Origin of the sequence: Pseudomonas mosselii (assembly GCF_019823065.1) — a bacterium.
Taxonomy (GTDB): domain Bacteria; phylum Pseudomonadota; class Gammaproteobacteria; order Pseudomonadales; family Pseudomonadaceae; genus Aquipseudomonas; species Aquipseudomonas mosselii.
In genome coordinates, this window is the sequence record NZ_CP081966.1 from 2,057,219 (window position 1) to 2,072,132 (window position 14,914).

Here is a 14,914-nt window from a genome sequence, read left to right on the forward strand (position 1 = left end):
GTGGGAGTGGGTTCGTCGGAGCGCAGGGTCAGGTCGGACCGGCCTGGTGCAACTGCCCCAGCCGGCTGCGGGTGCGCATGAGGTCGGCCAGCGCCCCACCCAGGCTTTGTTCCAGTGACCGCTTGGCGATCACCGTCACTTGGCGATCTTGGTCGTACAGCACGTCCACCAGGTTGACGAAGCGCTGCTGCGCCGCCAGCGAGCACTCGGCCAGATCGTACAGGCCCTCGATGATCCAGTGGTCGTAGCGCTCGGCCAGGGCTAGGTAGTCGATCACCGCGGTAGGCTGTTCGCACAGGTCGTGGAAGCTGAACACGACCTGGCGTCCGTTGCTGGCCAGGACGCGCAATGGGCGCTGGTTGACCTCCAGTTGCAGCGGCTGCGGCATGGGTAGCCGCAAGCGCTCGCGCTGCTGCGCATCGCCCGGCCAGACATAATGCCCTTGGGTAAATCGCTGATGCGCGCGGTTGGCCGGCAGGCTGCGAAAATCCGTGTCCCCGTCCACCTCCAGCACCTGCATGCGGCTGTTGATCAGGCGGATCACCGGCAGGAAGCGCTGGTGGTACAGCGGGTTGGGCAGCAGTCCCTCAGGGGCGTAGTTGGAGGTGACCAGCAGGAGCACGCCACGGGCGAACAGGGCATCGAACAGCCGGGTGAGCAGCATGGCGTCGCCGATGTCGTGGACGTGGAACTCGTCGAAGCACAACACCTGGCAATCCCCCAGCAGCTCGTCGAGGGTTGCCCCTAGGGCGTTGTCCAGCGCTCGATAGCGATGCATTCCCTGGTGCAGGCGGGCGAAAAAGTCGTGAAAGTGCAGGCGACGCTTGGCTGCAGTCGGCACGGCCTGGAAGAAACCATCGAGCAGCCAGCTCTTGCCGCGCCCGACCGCGCCGTACAGGTACAGGCTGCGTGCCTGGCCTGTCGCGAATGCGGCCAGCTGCGCGGCCATCGCCGTGATCACCCGGCGTTGCCCGTCACTCAGGGTGTAGCCGCGTTCGGTCGCGCGGTCCTGGAAATTGTCCGCAAGGGTGGTATCCGCAGGCGGTTCGTGGCGCAAACGCTGGCCGAGCAGGCGCAAGGGTGCGCGAATCCAGGTGGGCAAGTGGCAGGCTCCTCGGAGCGGAACTGGGGCAGGGCATAGCTTGCGCGACGCCGTGCATTTTGACCAATCGAGAATCCACCGGGCAATGATCGTGAAATGCGATAGGTCATGCCTTGTGCTCCAGCTGGCGTTCGATCATGTACTTGATCGCCAGGCGACGCTCCTTGAGATGGCGCAAGTCGTCGTCCTGGAAGTTGCCCGCCGAGATCGACTCGGCGGCCAGGACCTGGTTGTCGATGTCCATGTACTCGTCGAGCAGGCGGTCGAGCTGCGGGTCGCGTTGGCGTCGCTGCTGGACGATCTCGCGAGGGTAGTGCAAGTCCTGGTAGAGGTCGTGGGAAACGGGCATGGCGTCCTCCTTGTGATGCGCCGACGGGGTCTATCTGATTGGAAGGGAGGAACGTAATTGTGTTGAAGCGAGGCGGGGGAATTACGACGAATGGTCGTCCTGGTCGCTCACGGGCAGAAACCCCGCGAAAAGGTTCGCTACAAGTAACCTGCTGTTTTTCTGCGATTTTTTTAAAAAAAAGCTTTCCACTTCGAAAAAAGGTTGTTAAAGTGCCGGCCATTCCCAAGCAGCAACTCACGGTGCTGCAAGGAGTTGTCAGTGAGGCGGTGATTGATTCACTTGCCAGATCCGATACAGGGGCGTCGCCAAGCGGTAAGGCAGCAGGTTTTGATCCTGCCATGCGTTGGTTCGAATCCAGCCGCCCCTGCCATTTTCAAGCTGTACACTCTCCCCAAATCGCCTTTCGGCGATTTTTTCGTTTCTGCCTATCTATTTTCCAGAAGCTCGGCCAGTGCCTGGGCAAGAGCATGCTCGCTTACCGGTTTCTGAATCACCAGGCTGCCGGGCAGTTCCAGCCCCTGCAACTCGGCATACCCCGTCAGGAATACCACGGGCAGGTCAGGGAAGCGCTGACGCGCAGCCAGCGCCAGTTGCGCACCATTGAATTCCGGCATGGCAAAATCGGTGAGTAGCACCTCTATTTCATCGTTCAGCAGTGCCAATGCCTGCTCGCTGCTGTGCGCCTGACGCACCTGATAGCCATGGCGCAGCAGAACGTCGCTCATCATCTCGCGTACCAGATGGTCGTCATCCACCAGCAGCACACTGCGCCTGCCGGCAGGCCGCGCCGGCAAAGCCTGCGTACTTTGTTCCTGGGTTGCCGGCGCCTCCGGTTGATGCACCGCGGGCAGGTAGACACTGACCTGTGTGCCGCGCCCCAGCGCGGTATCGATGCGCACGCCACCGCCTGACTGCTTGGCGAAGCCGAACACCTGGGCCAGCCCCAGGCCTGAGCCCTTGCCGATGTCCTTGGTGGTGAAGAAGGGCTCGAACACCTTGGCCAGCACTTCTTCACTCATGCCGCAGCCGGTATCGCGAATCGACAGTACAACGTATTCGCCCGGATCCGGGTCTTCCGGGCGCAGAGGGCGGGCACTGATCCGGCCGTTGCGGGTGGCCAGCGTCAGTTGACCGCCGTCGGGCATCGCGTCACGGGCATTGATGGCAAGGTTGAGGATGATCATTTCGGTCTGGGTAATATCGGTCAACGCCCGCCAAAGGCGGGTATCCAGGTCCAGCCGCACCGAAATGTTGCCGCCCAGTGTGCGTCGCAACAGCTCCTCCAACCCGGACAGGGTGCGGTTGAGGTTCACTGGCACCGGTTCGAGTCGCTGTTTGCGGGAGAATGCCAGCAATTGCGCAGTCAGCTTGGCTCCGCGCTCACCGGCTTCGCGGATGTGCTGAAGGCGGGTGAGGGCCTTGTCCAGTGAGCCTTTGTCCAGATCGCGTTGGAGAAAGCTGGCGCCGGTGAGAATGACCGTCAGCAGATTGTTGAAGTCGTGCGCCACGCCTGCGGTGAGCTGGCCGACAGCTTCCAGGCGCTGCATCTGTTGCAGTGTTGCCTCTATGCGTTCGCGTTCGGCAATTTGTTCGCGCAGGTTCTCGTTGGCCTTGGCCAGTTCCAGTGTAGCTTCGCGTTCGCTGGTTATGTCCCGGGCGACCACGTACAGCAGGCTGTCATCAGGAACCACCACCCAGGACAGCCAGCGTGGTTGGCCATTGGCATGCAGGATACGCCCGACGAAGCGGGCGCTGGTGTTACCCGAGGACAACGCGGCCAGTTCTGCGAGTAGTGCCTGCTGGTCGCTTTCGAGCACCAGTTGCAGAAGCGAAGTCTGGCCCAGGCGTTCGCGGGTGAAGCCCAGGCTGGCTTCCCAGGCCGGGTTCAGGGTGACCGGCGTCAGGTCCTTGTTCAGTACTGCCAGCAGGTCCTGGGACAACTCCCATGCGCGGTCGCGTTCCCGGGTACGCTGCTCGACCCGCTCACCCAGCATTTCGTTGAGCTGTTCCAAGGCGCGCGTGGCCTGGCGTTGCTGGTGAATATCCTGCAATACCCCGGAGAAGCGAACGCATCGGTTGTCGACGAACTGGCTCTGGCCGCTGGAAAGCAGCCAGCGAGGCTCCAGGCCATTGGGCTGGGCGATACGGAACTCTGCGCGGTACAGGCCGTCACTGTCCGGGCGCATGGCCTGCTCAACGGCTGCGCGGACCCTTGCCAGGTCTTCGTGGAAGATACCGTCGTAGAACACCTCGAGGGTCATTTGCGTCTCGGTGGGAAGGCCGAACAGCGTCTTGCAACGGTCATCCCACAGCAGCAGGTTCTCCTGCGGGCGGAAGTCCCAGCTGCCCATGCCTGCCGCGTCGATGGCGATGCGCGCCCGGGCCTCGACGTCGGCCAGTGCCTCCTCGGCACGGCGCCGACGCTGGCGCTCGTGTACCTCTGTCAATGCCCGGTGCACTGCCTTGGGCAGCAGGGGCAGGTTCTTCTTCAGTACGTAGTCGGTGGCGCCCAGGCGGATCATCTCGACCGCATGCTCTTCGCCATAGATGCCGGAAAGGAAGATGAACGGTATGTCCGGTGCCAGGCGCTGGACAATGGCCAGTACATCAGTGCCCGATGAGCCCGGTAGCACACAGTCGCACAGGATCAGGTCGTAGCTGTCTTCGCGCAGGGCATGCTCGACGCCGACATGGTCGAACACCAGCCGTGACTGGACCTGCAGCCCGCTGCGTTCCAGGCACAAAAGCGTCAGCTCGGCGTCCATCGAGCTGTCTTCGACCAGCAGCAGGCTGAGTGGTGCGCCTTGCATTGCCAGCTGACTCAATTGCTGCCGCGCCTGTTCAGGCGCAGCGAGCCGGGCGGCGGTTCATTGAGTACCGCCCAGAACACGCCCAGATCGGAGATCGCTGCCACGAACTCCTTGAACTCCACGGGCTTGACCACGTAGGCATTGACGCCCAGTTCGTAGGCGCGCAATAGGTCGGGTTCTTCTCGCGAGGAGGTCAGCATGACCGTCGGGATGCTGCGCAACTCGGCGGTATCGCGCACTTGCTTGAGTACCTCAAGGCCATCAACCTTGGGCAGCTTCAGATCAAGCAGCAGCACCGCCGGGTTGCCATCGTCACGCTCGGCGTAGGTGTTGCGTCGCAACAGGTAGTCCAGGGCTTCGGCGCCATCGCGCAGCACGATGACCTCATTGGCCAGTTGGCTGCGCTCCAGTGCCAGGAGGGTCAACTCCAGGTCCCTGGGGTTATCTTCGACCAGCAGAATGGGTTTGAGCATGATAGGTGCAGACGCCTCAGGAATGCGGTTGATGGCGAGGAAGGGTGAAATGGAAGCTGGCGCCCCGGCCGACCTGGCCTTCAGCCCAGACCCGGCCGTCGTGGCGCTCGATGATGCGACGCACGCTGGCCAGGCCGATGCCGGTCCCTTCGAATTCTTCCATGCGATGCAGGCGCTGGAACACACCGAAAAGCTTGTTGGCATAGGCCATGTCGAAGCCCACGCCGTTGTCGCGCACGTACACCTCGGTCTCCAGTTCGTGCTGCACGGCGCCGATTTCGATACGCGCGGGGCGGCGTCCACGGCTGTATTTGATGGCATTGGCGATGAGATTGTACAGGGCCATGTTGATGAACGCCGGATCCGCGATGACTTTGGGCATGGAGGCGACCATCCAGATGATTTCGCGCCCCTGGTAATCGGGCTCGAACTCCTGGCGGATGGTATCGACCAGGGTGTTGAGGTCGACGTCCGCCAAGCGCAGCGCCGAGCGTCCCATTTGCGAGAAGTTTAGAAGGTTGTCCACCAGTGAACCGGCAAAATGTGCGGCCTCATCGATGTGGGACAGGAAGCGTCGACCGCGTTCGCTCAAGTGTTCGCCCTCGATTTCGCTCAGCAGCTCGGTATAGCCGGCGATATGCCGCAACGGTGCGCGCAGGTCGTGGGAGACGCTATAGGAGAAGGCTTCGAGTTCCTTGTTGGAGCGTTTGAGCTCTCCGGCCAGTTGCGCCAGTTCCTCGGCCTTGCGCAGGACGATGCCCAATACGGCCATGCGCAGTTCGAGCACGCCATCGACGATGAGGGGACTCCAGGGGGCGCTGAAACCACGCACTTCCTCCTCCCAGCGTTCGAAGCTGTGGCGTGGATTGAGGTGTCCTTGGGGGCTGATCGCTTTGTCCGGCCGTCCGGCCCAGTTGACCAGGCGGGTTTGCTCAGGGCGAAACCACACCAGGTAATGCGAGTGCAACTGCGAGATCGCAACGGCCAGTACTCCGCCGACACAGCTGGCGAGCTCCGGCAGAGCTTCGATGTCACGGCTCACGTTATCGGTATGGAACACCTCCTCTTCGCCGCGCTCGCCCAGCCAGTGCACCAGGGCATTGACCTGCGCCGCAGAAGGTGTGTCTCCGATCAGGTCGCAGCGCTCGGCGCTGATGATGGCTGCGCCACTGGCTCCGGCGAAGGCCAGCAGCACTTCGGGCTGGTCGAGCAGGCCTTCGCTCACGCTGTCACGATCGGCCATCGCCGCCAGCATGCGTACGATGCGCTCACGCAGCTCAAGCAGGGTACGGGTGCGGTCGTGGGATTCGCGTGACTCGATCTGCAGCGACAGGACACTGGCAAGCAATTCGCACGCGGTGCGCGTCTGGAAGTCCACCGGTCGGGGGCGCTCGTGGTGGCAGGACACCAGCCCCCATAGTCGACCGTCGACCACGATGGACAGCGACATGGAGGCCAGGGTGCCCATGTTTCGCATGTATTGCAGATGCACGGGCGACACGCTGCGCAGGGCCGCAAAGCTCATGTCCAGCGGCTTGCCGGTCATCGGGTTCAGCGGCGGCAGCAAGGGAGAGGGCTGATAGTTGGCATCTTCGATCAGGCGGATGCGATTGACCCGGTACAACTCCCGGGCCTGGCGAGGAATGTCAGACGCAGGGAAGCTCAGCCCCAGATAGCTTGGATAGCCAGGGTCGGCCTCTTCGGCCAATACCGTGCCGTTGCCCTCGGGATCGAAACTGTAGGCCTTGACCCGTCCGAAGCCGGTGAGGCGTTTGATCTGCCGCACCGAATGCTGCAGCAGTTCCTCGACGCTGGTGGCTTTGTGCAAGGTGCTGACGAAAGCGCGCACCAACGGATAGTAGTCCCCCTGATAAACGCCCTCGGACTTATGGCTCGATTCGAATTCGAGAATCAGCACCTGATCATGCCGATGGGCGAGCACGCGCAGCAATGACTGGCTGGGTGCGTCCTGGCGCAAGTGCACGTCGCCAATGTGAAAAGGGAAGACGTCTCCTTGCGGCAGATAGCCCAGCTGGCCGCTCAGGTCGAAGTCAGCGCTGACCAGATCCGGGAAGGCCTGGCCGAGCAGGTCGCCTGCGGGTATGCCGAACCATCGCTCGGCGTTCTCGCTCGCCTGCAGGACGCGCAACGTGCTCTCGTCAACAGCCAGCAGGAAACCCTGGGGCTGAATGCTGCCCGGAACCTGGATCGGCTCCTGGGCGCAGCGCTCGATCGCCTGGTCGAGCGGGGTCTGGTCGGTCGTCACGGGACTCTCCTGTAGGTTCCGTCCATGCATGAGTCATGTGCTAGCACAAAATATTGCGGATGAACGGTACCAGAATGGTGGCCGCCATGCCGGAGTCTGGTCATTGGAAAGTGGGCGGGCGCCGAGGTTTCGTTCCAGACCGGAAAATTTCCTTCTGAGCCCTGCCGGTGATGGGCTGCGCGGCAGCCCCGGTGACACAAACCGGCAAGCACAGGTCCAGCCCTGCCATTTTCATTAATGCCAAAGAGGGGTAGGCCTTCCCCGGCTTGGATCCAATCGCGCTGCTACGCTCAAGCTCAATCCATACGCACAAGGATCGACCGGTGACGGAGCGCTTTGTGGCCCTGCTGTTGGGCCTGTGGTTGAGTGGCAACGCCATGGCAGCGGATTTCCTCGTCGAAGTGCAGGTGCGCGTGCAGCGTGGTTGCATGCTGGTCAACCAGCAACGCGACGCCGGTTCGCAGGCGTTGGGGCGCATCGACCTGGGCAGCGCGGCGCGCCTGGATGGCCCGGCTGCGCCGGTCAGTGGCGTGCTGCTCGCACAGCGCCCGCCGCGGTTGGAGTGCAACCCGGACACCCCGTACCAAGTGCGTGTCGATGGCGGCCAGCACGGCGGCGTCGGCGAAGTGCGCTACCTCGTAAGCCCCGATGCCCTGGCCCGGCCGATACCTTACCGGCTGTACCGTGATGCCGCCTGGCATCAGCCGCTGGCGGTGGACGTGGCGCAATCGGCGCGGGTACCGGACAGCGGCTCGGTGGAGCTGCCCCTCTACGCACGGATCGACAAGCTGGCCTGGGCCCCCCGCGCCGGGCTGTACGCCGACCTGCTCAAAGTTACGGTCACCTGGTAGGGAGGCTGCATGCTCATGGACGTGTTGCACCGTGGTTCGATCCTGCTACTGACCCTCGGCCCGCTGCTGCTGCCCAGCGGCGCGGCCCACGGCACCACCACCGGCTTTATCCAGGCACGGCTGGTGATCAGCGCCGCCTGCCAGATCAGCAGCGACCCGCAACCGGCTACCCTGGGCAACCCGGGCCTGATGGACTTCGGTGCCCGCGGGCCGACCTGGGACCAGCCGCTGACCAGCCGGGTCGACGAGGCCGGCGGCGAGGGCAGCCTGCAGATCAGTTGCTCGCCGCAGGTGCGTGCCTTCAGCGTGCGCATCAACGGCGGGCAGAACGGTGGCGACGGCGTGCGCCGCCTGCGCAACGGCCGCGAGCTCATTCCCTACCAACTGGCCATCGATCCGGGCGGCAACAGCCGTTATGGCATCGGCCAGGCCCGTACCTTCACCATCAGCGGCACCCAGCAGGTGCCCGTGCCCATCTATGGCGTGGTGGTCGCGCAACCGCGCGCGCTGCCCGCCGGGCTGTATCGCGACACCCTCAGGGTGACTCTGGACTGGTAACACGCAAGGAGACTCCGATGCCCAAGCACCTCACCCGCTACATCTTCGCCGGTCTTGGTCTGGCCCTGGCCGCCCAGGCCCAGGCGGCCACCGTGACCGGCACCATCAGCTCGACCCTGACGCTGACCGCCGCCTGCCAGGTCAACGGCAGTGGCGGCAGCTCGGGGCTGAACTTCGGCAGCCTCAACTTCGGCACCCAGGATTCGCTGTTCACCACCGCCAATGGCCAGGTGCTCGGCGGCGGAGGCGGGGCCATGAGCATTCTCTGCTCGGCAGGCACGGTGCCGACGATCAAGGTGCGTGCCGGCGCCCATGACTCGCAGTCTGCCGGGGGCACCCGGGCACTGGCCGATGGCGCGGGCAATTTCGTGCCTTACGACTTCTACACCGACGCCGGGCACACTCAATTACTGGCGATCGACGGCACCATCACCCTGCCGACCAGCACGGGCGTGGCGCAGACTGTCAACCTCTACGGGCAGGCCCGTGGCAAGGCCGGCCTGCCGGCCGGGGTGTACACCGACACGGTGGCGGTCGAGCTGAGTTTCTGAGCCATGCCGGGCGCGGTGCGGCTGCTGGCCGTCGGGCTGTGCCTGGCGCTGACGCAGGGTGCCCACGCGGTGACCACCAGCACCTTCCAGGTGACGGCACAGATCGTCGCCGGCTGCCTGGTGGTCGGCGGCGTGACCGCCTATGGCGTGCTCGACTACGGCACCAGCTCGGCGCTGTCCACCGCCACCCTGAGCACTTCGCTCGGCGGCAGCACGGTGACCTTCCAGTGCACCCCCGGCGTGGCCCTGAGCATGAGCCTGGACGGCGGCCAGAACAGCGCCAGCGGCACGCGCAATCTCAAGCGTTCGGGGGGGGCGCAACTGTTGGCCTACCAGCTGTACCGCGACGCCGCGTTCAGCCAGAGCCTGGGCATCGGCAGCAGCGTGGCGGTGAGCTACAGCGACCCGACGGCGATCAAGCTGCCGGTCTATGGCCGTACCACCCTGACCGGCACCTTGCCGGCGGGGACCTACACCGATGTCGTACAAGTGACGGTGACCTGGTGAAAGGCCACTGCGGATAACAGAGAAGGAGAGGGGCATGGGGGCAGGCGCTAACTGGGCGCGTGGGGTCATCGGGCTGCTGCTGTTGGCCAGTACACCGGCCTTCGCGGCCACTTCGGTGCTGATCTGGCCGATCGACCCGGTACTGGAGGCCGACCAGAAGGCCGGCGCGCTGTGGCTGGAAAACCGTGGTTCTGCGCCGACCAGCCTGCAGGTGCGGGTGTTCGCCTGGCGCCAGGGCGAGTACCAGGAGCAGTTCCAGGCCCAGCGCGAGATCATCGGCAGCCCGCCGGTGGCCCATATCCCGCCGGGGCAGAAGCAACTGATCCGCCTGACCCGCACCGGCAGCTCGCCCGCGGGCCAGGAGCAGGCCTACCGCATCATCATCGACGAGATCCCTTCGCCGCTGCCGACCGATGCCGCCAGCGAGGGGCCGAAAGCGGCAATCCGCCTGCAGATGCGCTACTCGGTGCCGCTGTTCGTCTACGGCGAGGGGCTGTGGGGCAAGCCCGACCCAGAGGGCAGGCGCAGTGCAGAGGGCGTGGGCAAGCCGCAGTTGAGCTGGCGCGCGGTGACGGTGCAGGGCAAGCCCTATGTCGAGCTGCGCAACACGGGGCCGGTGCATGCGCGGCTGACCGACGTGGTGTTGCAGCAGGCCGGCCAGGACCGGCCGCTGGTAGAGGGGCTGCTCGGCTACGTGCTGCCCGGCGCCAGCATGCGCTGGCCGGCACCGGCCACGCCGGGCGCGGCCAGCGTGCTCAAGGGACGGGTCAACGGCCAGGAGGTGGCCCAGGCCATCAAACAGGGGCAATAAGCCGCGCTTGAACGGATCACAGGGGCCAGGGAGGACCCGGTAATGGTTGGAAGTCGTGTGTGAGCTGGGTGTGGGTGGCAACGCACCGGTTGTGCCTGGGCCTGGCGGTACTGGGGCCCGGCCTGGGCGTGGCCGACGAGCTGCCGCCGCCACCCTCGGAACAGGCCGCCATCGCCGACGCCACGCTGTACCTCGACCTGCAGGTGAACCAGGTGGCCAAGGCTGAGCTGGTGCCGGTGCAGCAGCGCGCCGGGCGCCTGTACCTGGCCAGCGAGGTCTTGCGCGAGGCGGGCATCAGGCTGCCGGGCGAACCCCAGGGCGAAGTGGCCCTGGACGAGATCCCCGGCTTGCACAGCGACTACGACAGCCAGAACCAGCGCCTGCTGCTGCAGGTGCCGCCGGCCTGGCTACCCGACCAGCAGGTCGGCGAGCGCAACCTGTACCCGGCCAGTGACGCCCGCAGCAGCTTCGGCGCCTTGCTCAACTACGACGCCTACCTCAACGACACCGACGAGGGCGGCAGCTACCTGGCCGCCTGGAACGAGCTGCGCCTGTTCGACGACTGGGGCACCTTCTCCACCACCGGGCAGTGGCGCCAGTCGTTCAATGGCGCCCAGGCCCAGGGTCGGCAGGGTTTCCTGCGCTACGACACCACCTTCCGCTACACCGACGAGCAGCGCCTGCTCACCTATGAGGCGGGCGACCTGGTGACCGGTGCGCTGCCCTGGACTACCTCGGTGCGGGTAGGCGGCCTGCAACTGTCCCGCGACTTCGGCGCCCGTCCCGACCTGGTCACCTATCCGCTGCCGGCCTTTGCCGGCGAAGCTGCCGTGCCGACCTCGCTGGACCTGTTCATCAACGGCTACAAGAGCAGCAGCACTGAACTGCAGCCGGGTCCCTATACCCTGACCAACGTGCCGTTCATCAATGGCGCCGGCGAAGCGGTGGTGGTGACCACCGACGCCCTCGGCCGGCAGGTGTCGACCACCTTGCCGTTTTATGTCACCAGTAGCCTGCTGACCAAGGGGCTGTCGGACTTTTCGGTGGCCGCCGGCAGCCTGCGCCGCGACTACGCCGTGCGTGATTTCGCCTATGGCCCGGGGGTCGCCTCGGCGACCTTGCGTCACGGGGTGTCCGACTATTTCACCCTGGAAACCCATGCCGAGAGCGCCGAGTCGCTGATGCTCGGCGGCTTGGGTGGCAACCTGCGCCTGGGTACCTTCGGCGTGCTCAACGCGGCGCTGACCCAGAGCCGTTTCGAAGGCGATACGGGCCAGCAGGTGGCGCTGGGCTACCAGTACAACAGCCGGCGCATCGGCTTCAACTACCAGCGCGTGCAGCGCCACGGCGACTACGCCGACCTGTCGCTGGTCGACAGCCCCTTCACCCGCCTGAGCCAGCGCAGCGAGCAGGCCACCCTGAGCCTCAACCTGGACCGCTACGGCAGCCTTGGTGCCGGCTATTTCGACGTACGCGCCGGCGACGGCACGCGCACGCGGCTGATCAACCTGAGCTGGAGCAAGCCACTGTGGCGCAACAGCAGCCTGTACCTGTCGGCCAACCGCGAGGTCGGTGACAGCCAGTGGGCGGTGCAGGCGCAGCTGGTGATCCCCTTCGACCTGCGCGGCACCCTGGCCTTCAGCGCCGAGCGCAGCAAGGACGGCCAGGACCTGCAGCGAGTCAACTACAGCCAGGCGGTGCCGGTGGGCGGCGGGGTGGGCTACAACCTGGGCTATGCCACCGGCGGCAACCGCGACGACTACCGCCAGGCCGACCTGACCTGGCGTCTGCAGTCGGTGCAGTTGCAGGTGGGCGCCTACGGCAGCAGCGGCGAAATGACCCGTTGGGCCGACGCCAGTGGCTCGCTGGTGCTGATGGATGCAGGCCTGTTCGCCGCCAATCGCATTGACGACGCCTTCGTGGTGGTCAGCACCAGCGGTTACGCCGACGTGCCGGTGCGTTACGAGAACCAGCAGATCGGTCGCACCGACCGCAACGGCCACCTGTTGGTGCCGTACAGCAGCGGCTACTACCGCGGCAAGTACGAGATCGACCCGATGGACCTGCCTGCCGATGTGCTGGCGCCGCAGGTGGAGCAACGCGTGGCGGTGCGCCGTGGCAGCGGCTACCTGCTGGAGTTCCCGCTCAAGCGTGTGCTGGCGGCGAGCCTGGTGCTGGTCGATGCTGACCAGCAGGAACTCAAGCTGGGCAGCCGGGTACGCCATCAGGAAAGCGGCGGCGAGGCGGTGGTGGGGTGGGATGGGTTGGTCTACCTGGAGAACCTGGCACCGCACAATCGCTTGCAGGTGGACAAGGCCGATGGCGGGCAGTGCCAGGTAGCCTTCGACCTGCCTGAAGGGCAGGGGCCGATTCCGCTGATCGGCCCGTTGGAGTGCCGATGAACTGGCTGATCCGCGGATGCCTGGCGGGTCTGCTGTCGCTGCCGGGAGCGGCCTGGGCGTTGTGCGCGTCGGTGGCCACCGCGCCGGCGGCCTTCGGCTCGGTCAACTCGACGCTGGTGCGCACCACCGTGCAGAGTGCCTCGACCACCAATGCCGGCCTGCAGTGCACCGGTTCGCTGTTGTCGCTGTTGACTAGCAATGATCATTTCTATGCCACCTTCACCTCGTCCAGCAGTGGGCTGGTGGGCCCGACCGGCGATGTGATCCCCTATACGCTCTACGCCGACAATACCACCAGTTATCCGATCAGCCGTGGCGTGCAGTTCGACTTCGCCCGCAATGGCATCATCGATGCCCTGGGCCTGCTCAACGGCACCACGCCCAAAGCCGTGCCGCTGTACCTGAAGACCGTGGTCGGTGCCAATGTCGCCGCCGGCCTGTACCAGGAAACCCTGAACATCGCCTGGAGCTGGAACTACTGCTCGGGGATTGGTATCGGTGCCATCTGCCTGGGGCGCGACATCGGCAGCGGCAACCAGACCCTGCTGGTCAGCCTCACTGTGACCAACGACTGCCAGATCACCACGCCCAACATCAGCTTCGCCAGCGCGCCGGTGGTGGCCGGATTCGGCACGGTGAACCAGAGCGTGAGCGTGTCGTGCACCAAAGGCAGCAACTACACGGTGGGGCTGGATGACGGGCAGAATGTCTCGGGCGGGCGGCGGCGTATGAAGTCCAGCGCCAACAACTACCTGGCCTACGATATCTTCAAGAGCGCCGGCGCGGTGCGCTGGGGCTCGGTGGGCGCGGCGCGGCGCTCAAGCAGCGATGCCGAGGTGAACCCCGGGGCGGGGACCGGGACCGGGAGCCAGGTGTTCAACTACAACGCCAAGGTGTACACCGACCAGGCCACGCCGCCGGCGGCGACCTATACCGACAGTGTGATTCTGGATGTGCAGTTCTGAGTAACACCACACCTGTGGGAGCGGCCTTGTTTCGCGAAAGGGCCGCTCTCACAATGGGACCGGGTTGCTCAGCGCAGATCGCCGACCATCTTCAGCAACGTCTCCAGCACCGCCCCGGCCAGCGCCTTGGAGCGCTCGCCCGACCAGCCGGTGCGCGGGTTTGGCGCATCGTCGTGGTCCTTGAACGGCATCTCCAGGGTCAGCGACAGGCAGTCATGGGCCTGGCCCACGGCATTGCAGGCCAGGGTCATGTTGGCCTGACCCGGCTCGTCGCGGGTGTAGCCGTATTTCGTCTGGAAGTCCGGGGTCAGGCTGCACAGGGTGCTGCGGAACTGCTCTTCCAGTTTGGCGAGGCGCGGCGTGTAGCCGGGGTTGCCTTCGCAGGCCGCGGTGAACACATAGGGGATCTCCTCGTCGCCATGGGCGTCGATGAACGCATCCACGCCATGCAGCTTCATCTGGCTCTGGGCGAAGAACACTTCGGGGCTCAGTTCGACGCTGGCGTCCTGCCAGGCGCGGTTGAGGTCCTTGCCCTTGAAGTTGGTGCGCAGGTGGCCGAGGAAGGCGCCGTCCGGGTTCATGTTGGGGATCAGGTACAGGTCGGCCTTGGCCAGCAGTTGCTGGATGACCGGGCCGTTGGCTTCGAGGGCGTCGATCACGCCTTCCATGAACCACTCGGCCATGTGCTCGCCCGGGTGCTGCTGGGCGATGATCCATAGCTTGCGCTTGCCGGTCGCACCACTGCCCGCACGCAGCAGGGGAATGTCGCGCCCTTGCACGCTGCGCCCGCTGGCCAGCAGCTCGACGCCGGGAATCTGCTTGGCGCGCTCGATCAGTTGGTTGTGCCGGGCGCGCGGGTAGGGCTCGAAGTAGGCGAACCAGGCCTGCGCCTGTTCAGCCTTGAAGTCGAAGCTCAGGGCCTTGCCGTCGAACTGGCTGGGCACGCGGAACCAGGTCTGCTGGTCGTACGAGGCCACGGCATGGTAGCCGGTCCAGGCGTTCTTGTAGGAGGACTGGTGGGCGTTGTCCAGGCTGAAGCGATGGACCTGGCCCGGGGTCAGGCCGCTGGCCTTGAAGTGGAACCACTGGAAGTGGTCGCTGTGGGTATCGGGGCGGATGTTCAGGTGGACGTGCGCAGGGTCGCTGGCGTCCAGGACCAGGATGTTGCCGGAGTCGAAATCGCAGTCGATGTGCAGCGGGGAGAGCGTCACGGTCATTGCCAGCCTCCTGTTGGCGTTGTTGTGGGAGGTACTCTACACCGCGAAAGGT

General features: G+C 65.2%; 13 protein-coding genes and 1 tRNA gene. 8 read left to right on the plus strand and 6 right to left on the minus strand.

Annotated elements, in window-relative coordinates:
• Positions 1 to 28: 28 nt before the first annotated feature.
• Both zapE and K5H97_RS09400 read right to left on the minus strand, forming a co-directional pair.
• Complete coding sequence (gene zapE, locus K5H97_RS09395; protein WP_028692215.1) at positions 29 to 1,102, minus strand: cell division protein ZapE; 1,074 nt, start codon at positions 1,100 to 1,102, stop codon at positions 29 to 31.
• 106 nt (positions 1,103 to 1,208) lie between these two features.
• Complete coding sequence (locus K5H97_RS09400) at positions 1,209 to 1,451, minus strand: hypothetical protein (protein WP_028692214.1); 243 nt, start codon at positions 1,449 to 1,451, stop codon at positions 1,209 to 1,211.
• A gap of 295 nt (positions 1,452 to 1,746) precedes the next feature.
• Between K5H97_RS09400 and K5H97_RS09405 the strand changes: the two genes are divergently transcribed.
• Positions 1,747 to 1,821 (plus strand) — tRNA-Gln (locus K5H97_RS09405).
• 55 nt (positions 1,822 to 1,876) lie between these two features.
• Here K5H97_RS09405 and K5H97_RS09410 read toward each other — a convergent pair.
• From K5H97_RS09410 to K5H97_RS09420, 3 genes are read right to left on the minus strand one after another with little or no spacing between them, the layout of a single operon-like run.
• Positions 1,877 to 4,261 (minus strand): hybrid sensor histidine kinase/response regulator, encoded by a 2,385-nt coding sequence (locus K5H97_RS09410; protein ID WP_028692213.1) that lies wholly within the window; start codon positions 4,259 to 4,261, stop codon positions 1,877 to 1,879.
• Positions 4,262 to 4,272: 11 nt separating this feature from the next.
• Positions 4,273 to 4,734: a response regulator gene (locus K5H97_RS09415; RefSeq protein WP_028692212.1), complete on the minus strand. Its 462-nt coding sequence runs from the start codon at positions 4,732 to 4,734 to the stop codon at positions 4,273 to 4,275.
• Positions 4,735 to 4,750: 16 nt separating this feature from the next.
• Positions 4,751 to 7,000 (minus strand): ATP-binding protein, encoded by a 2,250-nt coding sequence (locus tag K5H97_RS09420; protein WP_028692211.1) that lies wholly within the window; start codon positions 6,998 to 7,000, stop codon positions 4,751 to 4,753.
• Positions 7,001 to 7,323: 323 nt separating this feature from the next.
• Between K5H97_RS09420 and K5H97_RS09425 the strand changes: the two genes are divergently transcribed.
• The 7 genes from K5H97_RS09425 (at position 7,324) to K5H97_RS09455 (ending at position 13,645) form a co-directional block, all read left to right on the plus strand.
• On the plus strand, positions 7,324 to 7,851 hold the full coding sequence (locus K5H97_RS09425; protein ID WP_028692210.1) for a Csu type fimbrial protein: 528 nt from the start codon (positions 7,324 to 7,326) through the stop codon (positions 7,849 to 7,851).
• 24 nt (positions 7,852 to 7,875) lie between these two features.
• Complete coding sequence (locus K5H97_RS09430; protein WP_028692209.1) at positions 7,876 to 8,409, plus strand: Csu type fimbrial protein; 534 nt, start codon at positions 7,876 to 7,878, stop codon at positions 8,407 to 8,409.
• Between the two features lie 17 nt (positions 8,410 to 8,426).
• A complete protein-coding gene (locus K5H97_RS09435; protein ID WP_028692208.1) occupies positions 8,427 to 8,960 on the plus strand; it encodes a Csu type fimbrial protein in 534 nt (177 codons plus the stop codon).
• Between the two features lie 3 nt (positions 8,961 to 8,963).
• Positions 8,964 to 9,467 carry a Csu type fimbrial protein gene (locus K5H97_RS09440; RefSeq protein ID WP_028692207.1) on the plus strand — a complete coding sequence of 168 codons (504 nt, stop codon included), beginning with the start codon at positions 8,964 to 8,966 and terminating at the stop codon, positions 9,465 to 9,467.
• Between the two features lie 34 nt (positions 9,468 to 9,501).
• Positions 9,502 to 10,278 (plus strand): fimbrial biogenesis chaperone, encoded by a 777-nt coding sequence (locus K5H97_RS09445; protein WP_028692206.1) that lies wholly within the window; start codon positions 9,502 to 9,504, stop codon positions 10,276 to 10,278.
• Between the two features lie 68 nt (positions 10,279 to 10,346).
• The gene (locus tag K5H97_RS09450; RefSeq protein WP_088851419.1) at positions 10,347 to 12,680 is read left to right on the plus strand and encodes a fimbria/pilus outer membrane usher protein; all 2,334 of its coding nucleotides are present in this window, start codon (positions 10,347 to 10,349) and stop codon (positions 12,678 to 12,680) included.
• Positions 12,677 to 13,645, plus strand: a complete 969-nt coding sequence (locus tag K5H97_RS09455; RefSeq protein WP_028692204.1) for a Csu type fimbrial protein — start codon at positions 12,677 to 12,679, stop codon at positions 13,643 to 13,645. Before K5H97_RS09450 ends, K5H97_RS09455 begins: the two co-directional genes overlap by 4 nt.
• 68 nt (positions 13,646 to 13,713) lie before the next feature.
• Here the strand turns inward: K5H97_RS09455 and K5H97_RS09460 are convergent, their stop codons facing one another.
• A complete protein-coding gene (locus K5H97_RS09460; protein ID WP_028692203.1) occupies positions 13,714 to 14,862 on the minus strand; it encodes a M14 family metallopeptidase in 1,149 nt (382 codons plus the stop codon).
• Positions 14,863 to 14,914: the final 52 nt, after the last annotated feature.

Excerpts from the sequence above, each read along its gene's own strand:
- K5H97_RS09400 (WP_028692214.1), bottom strand. The coding sequence starts at position 1,451 with ATGCCCGTTTCCCACGACCTCTACCAGGACTTGCACTACCCTCGCGAG.
- K5H97_RS09410 (WP_028692213.1), bottom strand. The coding sequence starts at position 4,261 with ATGCAAGGCGCACCACTCAGCCTGCTGCTGGTCGAAGACAGCTCGATG.
- K5H97_RS09415 (WP_028692212.1), bottom strand. The coding sequence starts at position 4,734 with ATGCTCAAACCCATTCTGCTGGTCGAAGATAACCCCAGGGACCTGGAG.
- K5H97_RS09435 (WP_028692208.1), top strand. The coding sequence starts at position 8,427 with ATGCCCAAGCACCTCACCCGCTACATCTTCGCCGGTCTTGGTCTGGCC.
- K5H97_RS09440 (WP_028692207.1), top strand. The coding sequence starts at position 8,964 with ATGCCGGGCGCGGTGCGGCTGCTGGCCGTCGGGCTGTGCCTGGCGCTG.
- K5H97_RS09445 (WP_028692206.1), top strand. The coding sequence starts at position 9,502 with ATGGGGGCAGGCGCTAACTGGGCGCGTGGGGTCATCGGGCTGCTGCTG.
- K5H97_RS09455 (WP_028692204.1), top strand. The coding sequence starts at position 12,677 with ATGAACTGGCTGATCCGCGGATGCCTGGCGGGTCTGCTGTCGCTGCCG.
- K5H97_RS09460 (WP_028692203.1), bottom strand. The coding sequence starts at position 14,862 with ATGACCGTGACGCTCTCCCCGCTGCACATCGACTGCGATTTCGACTCC.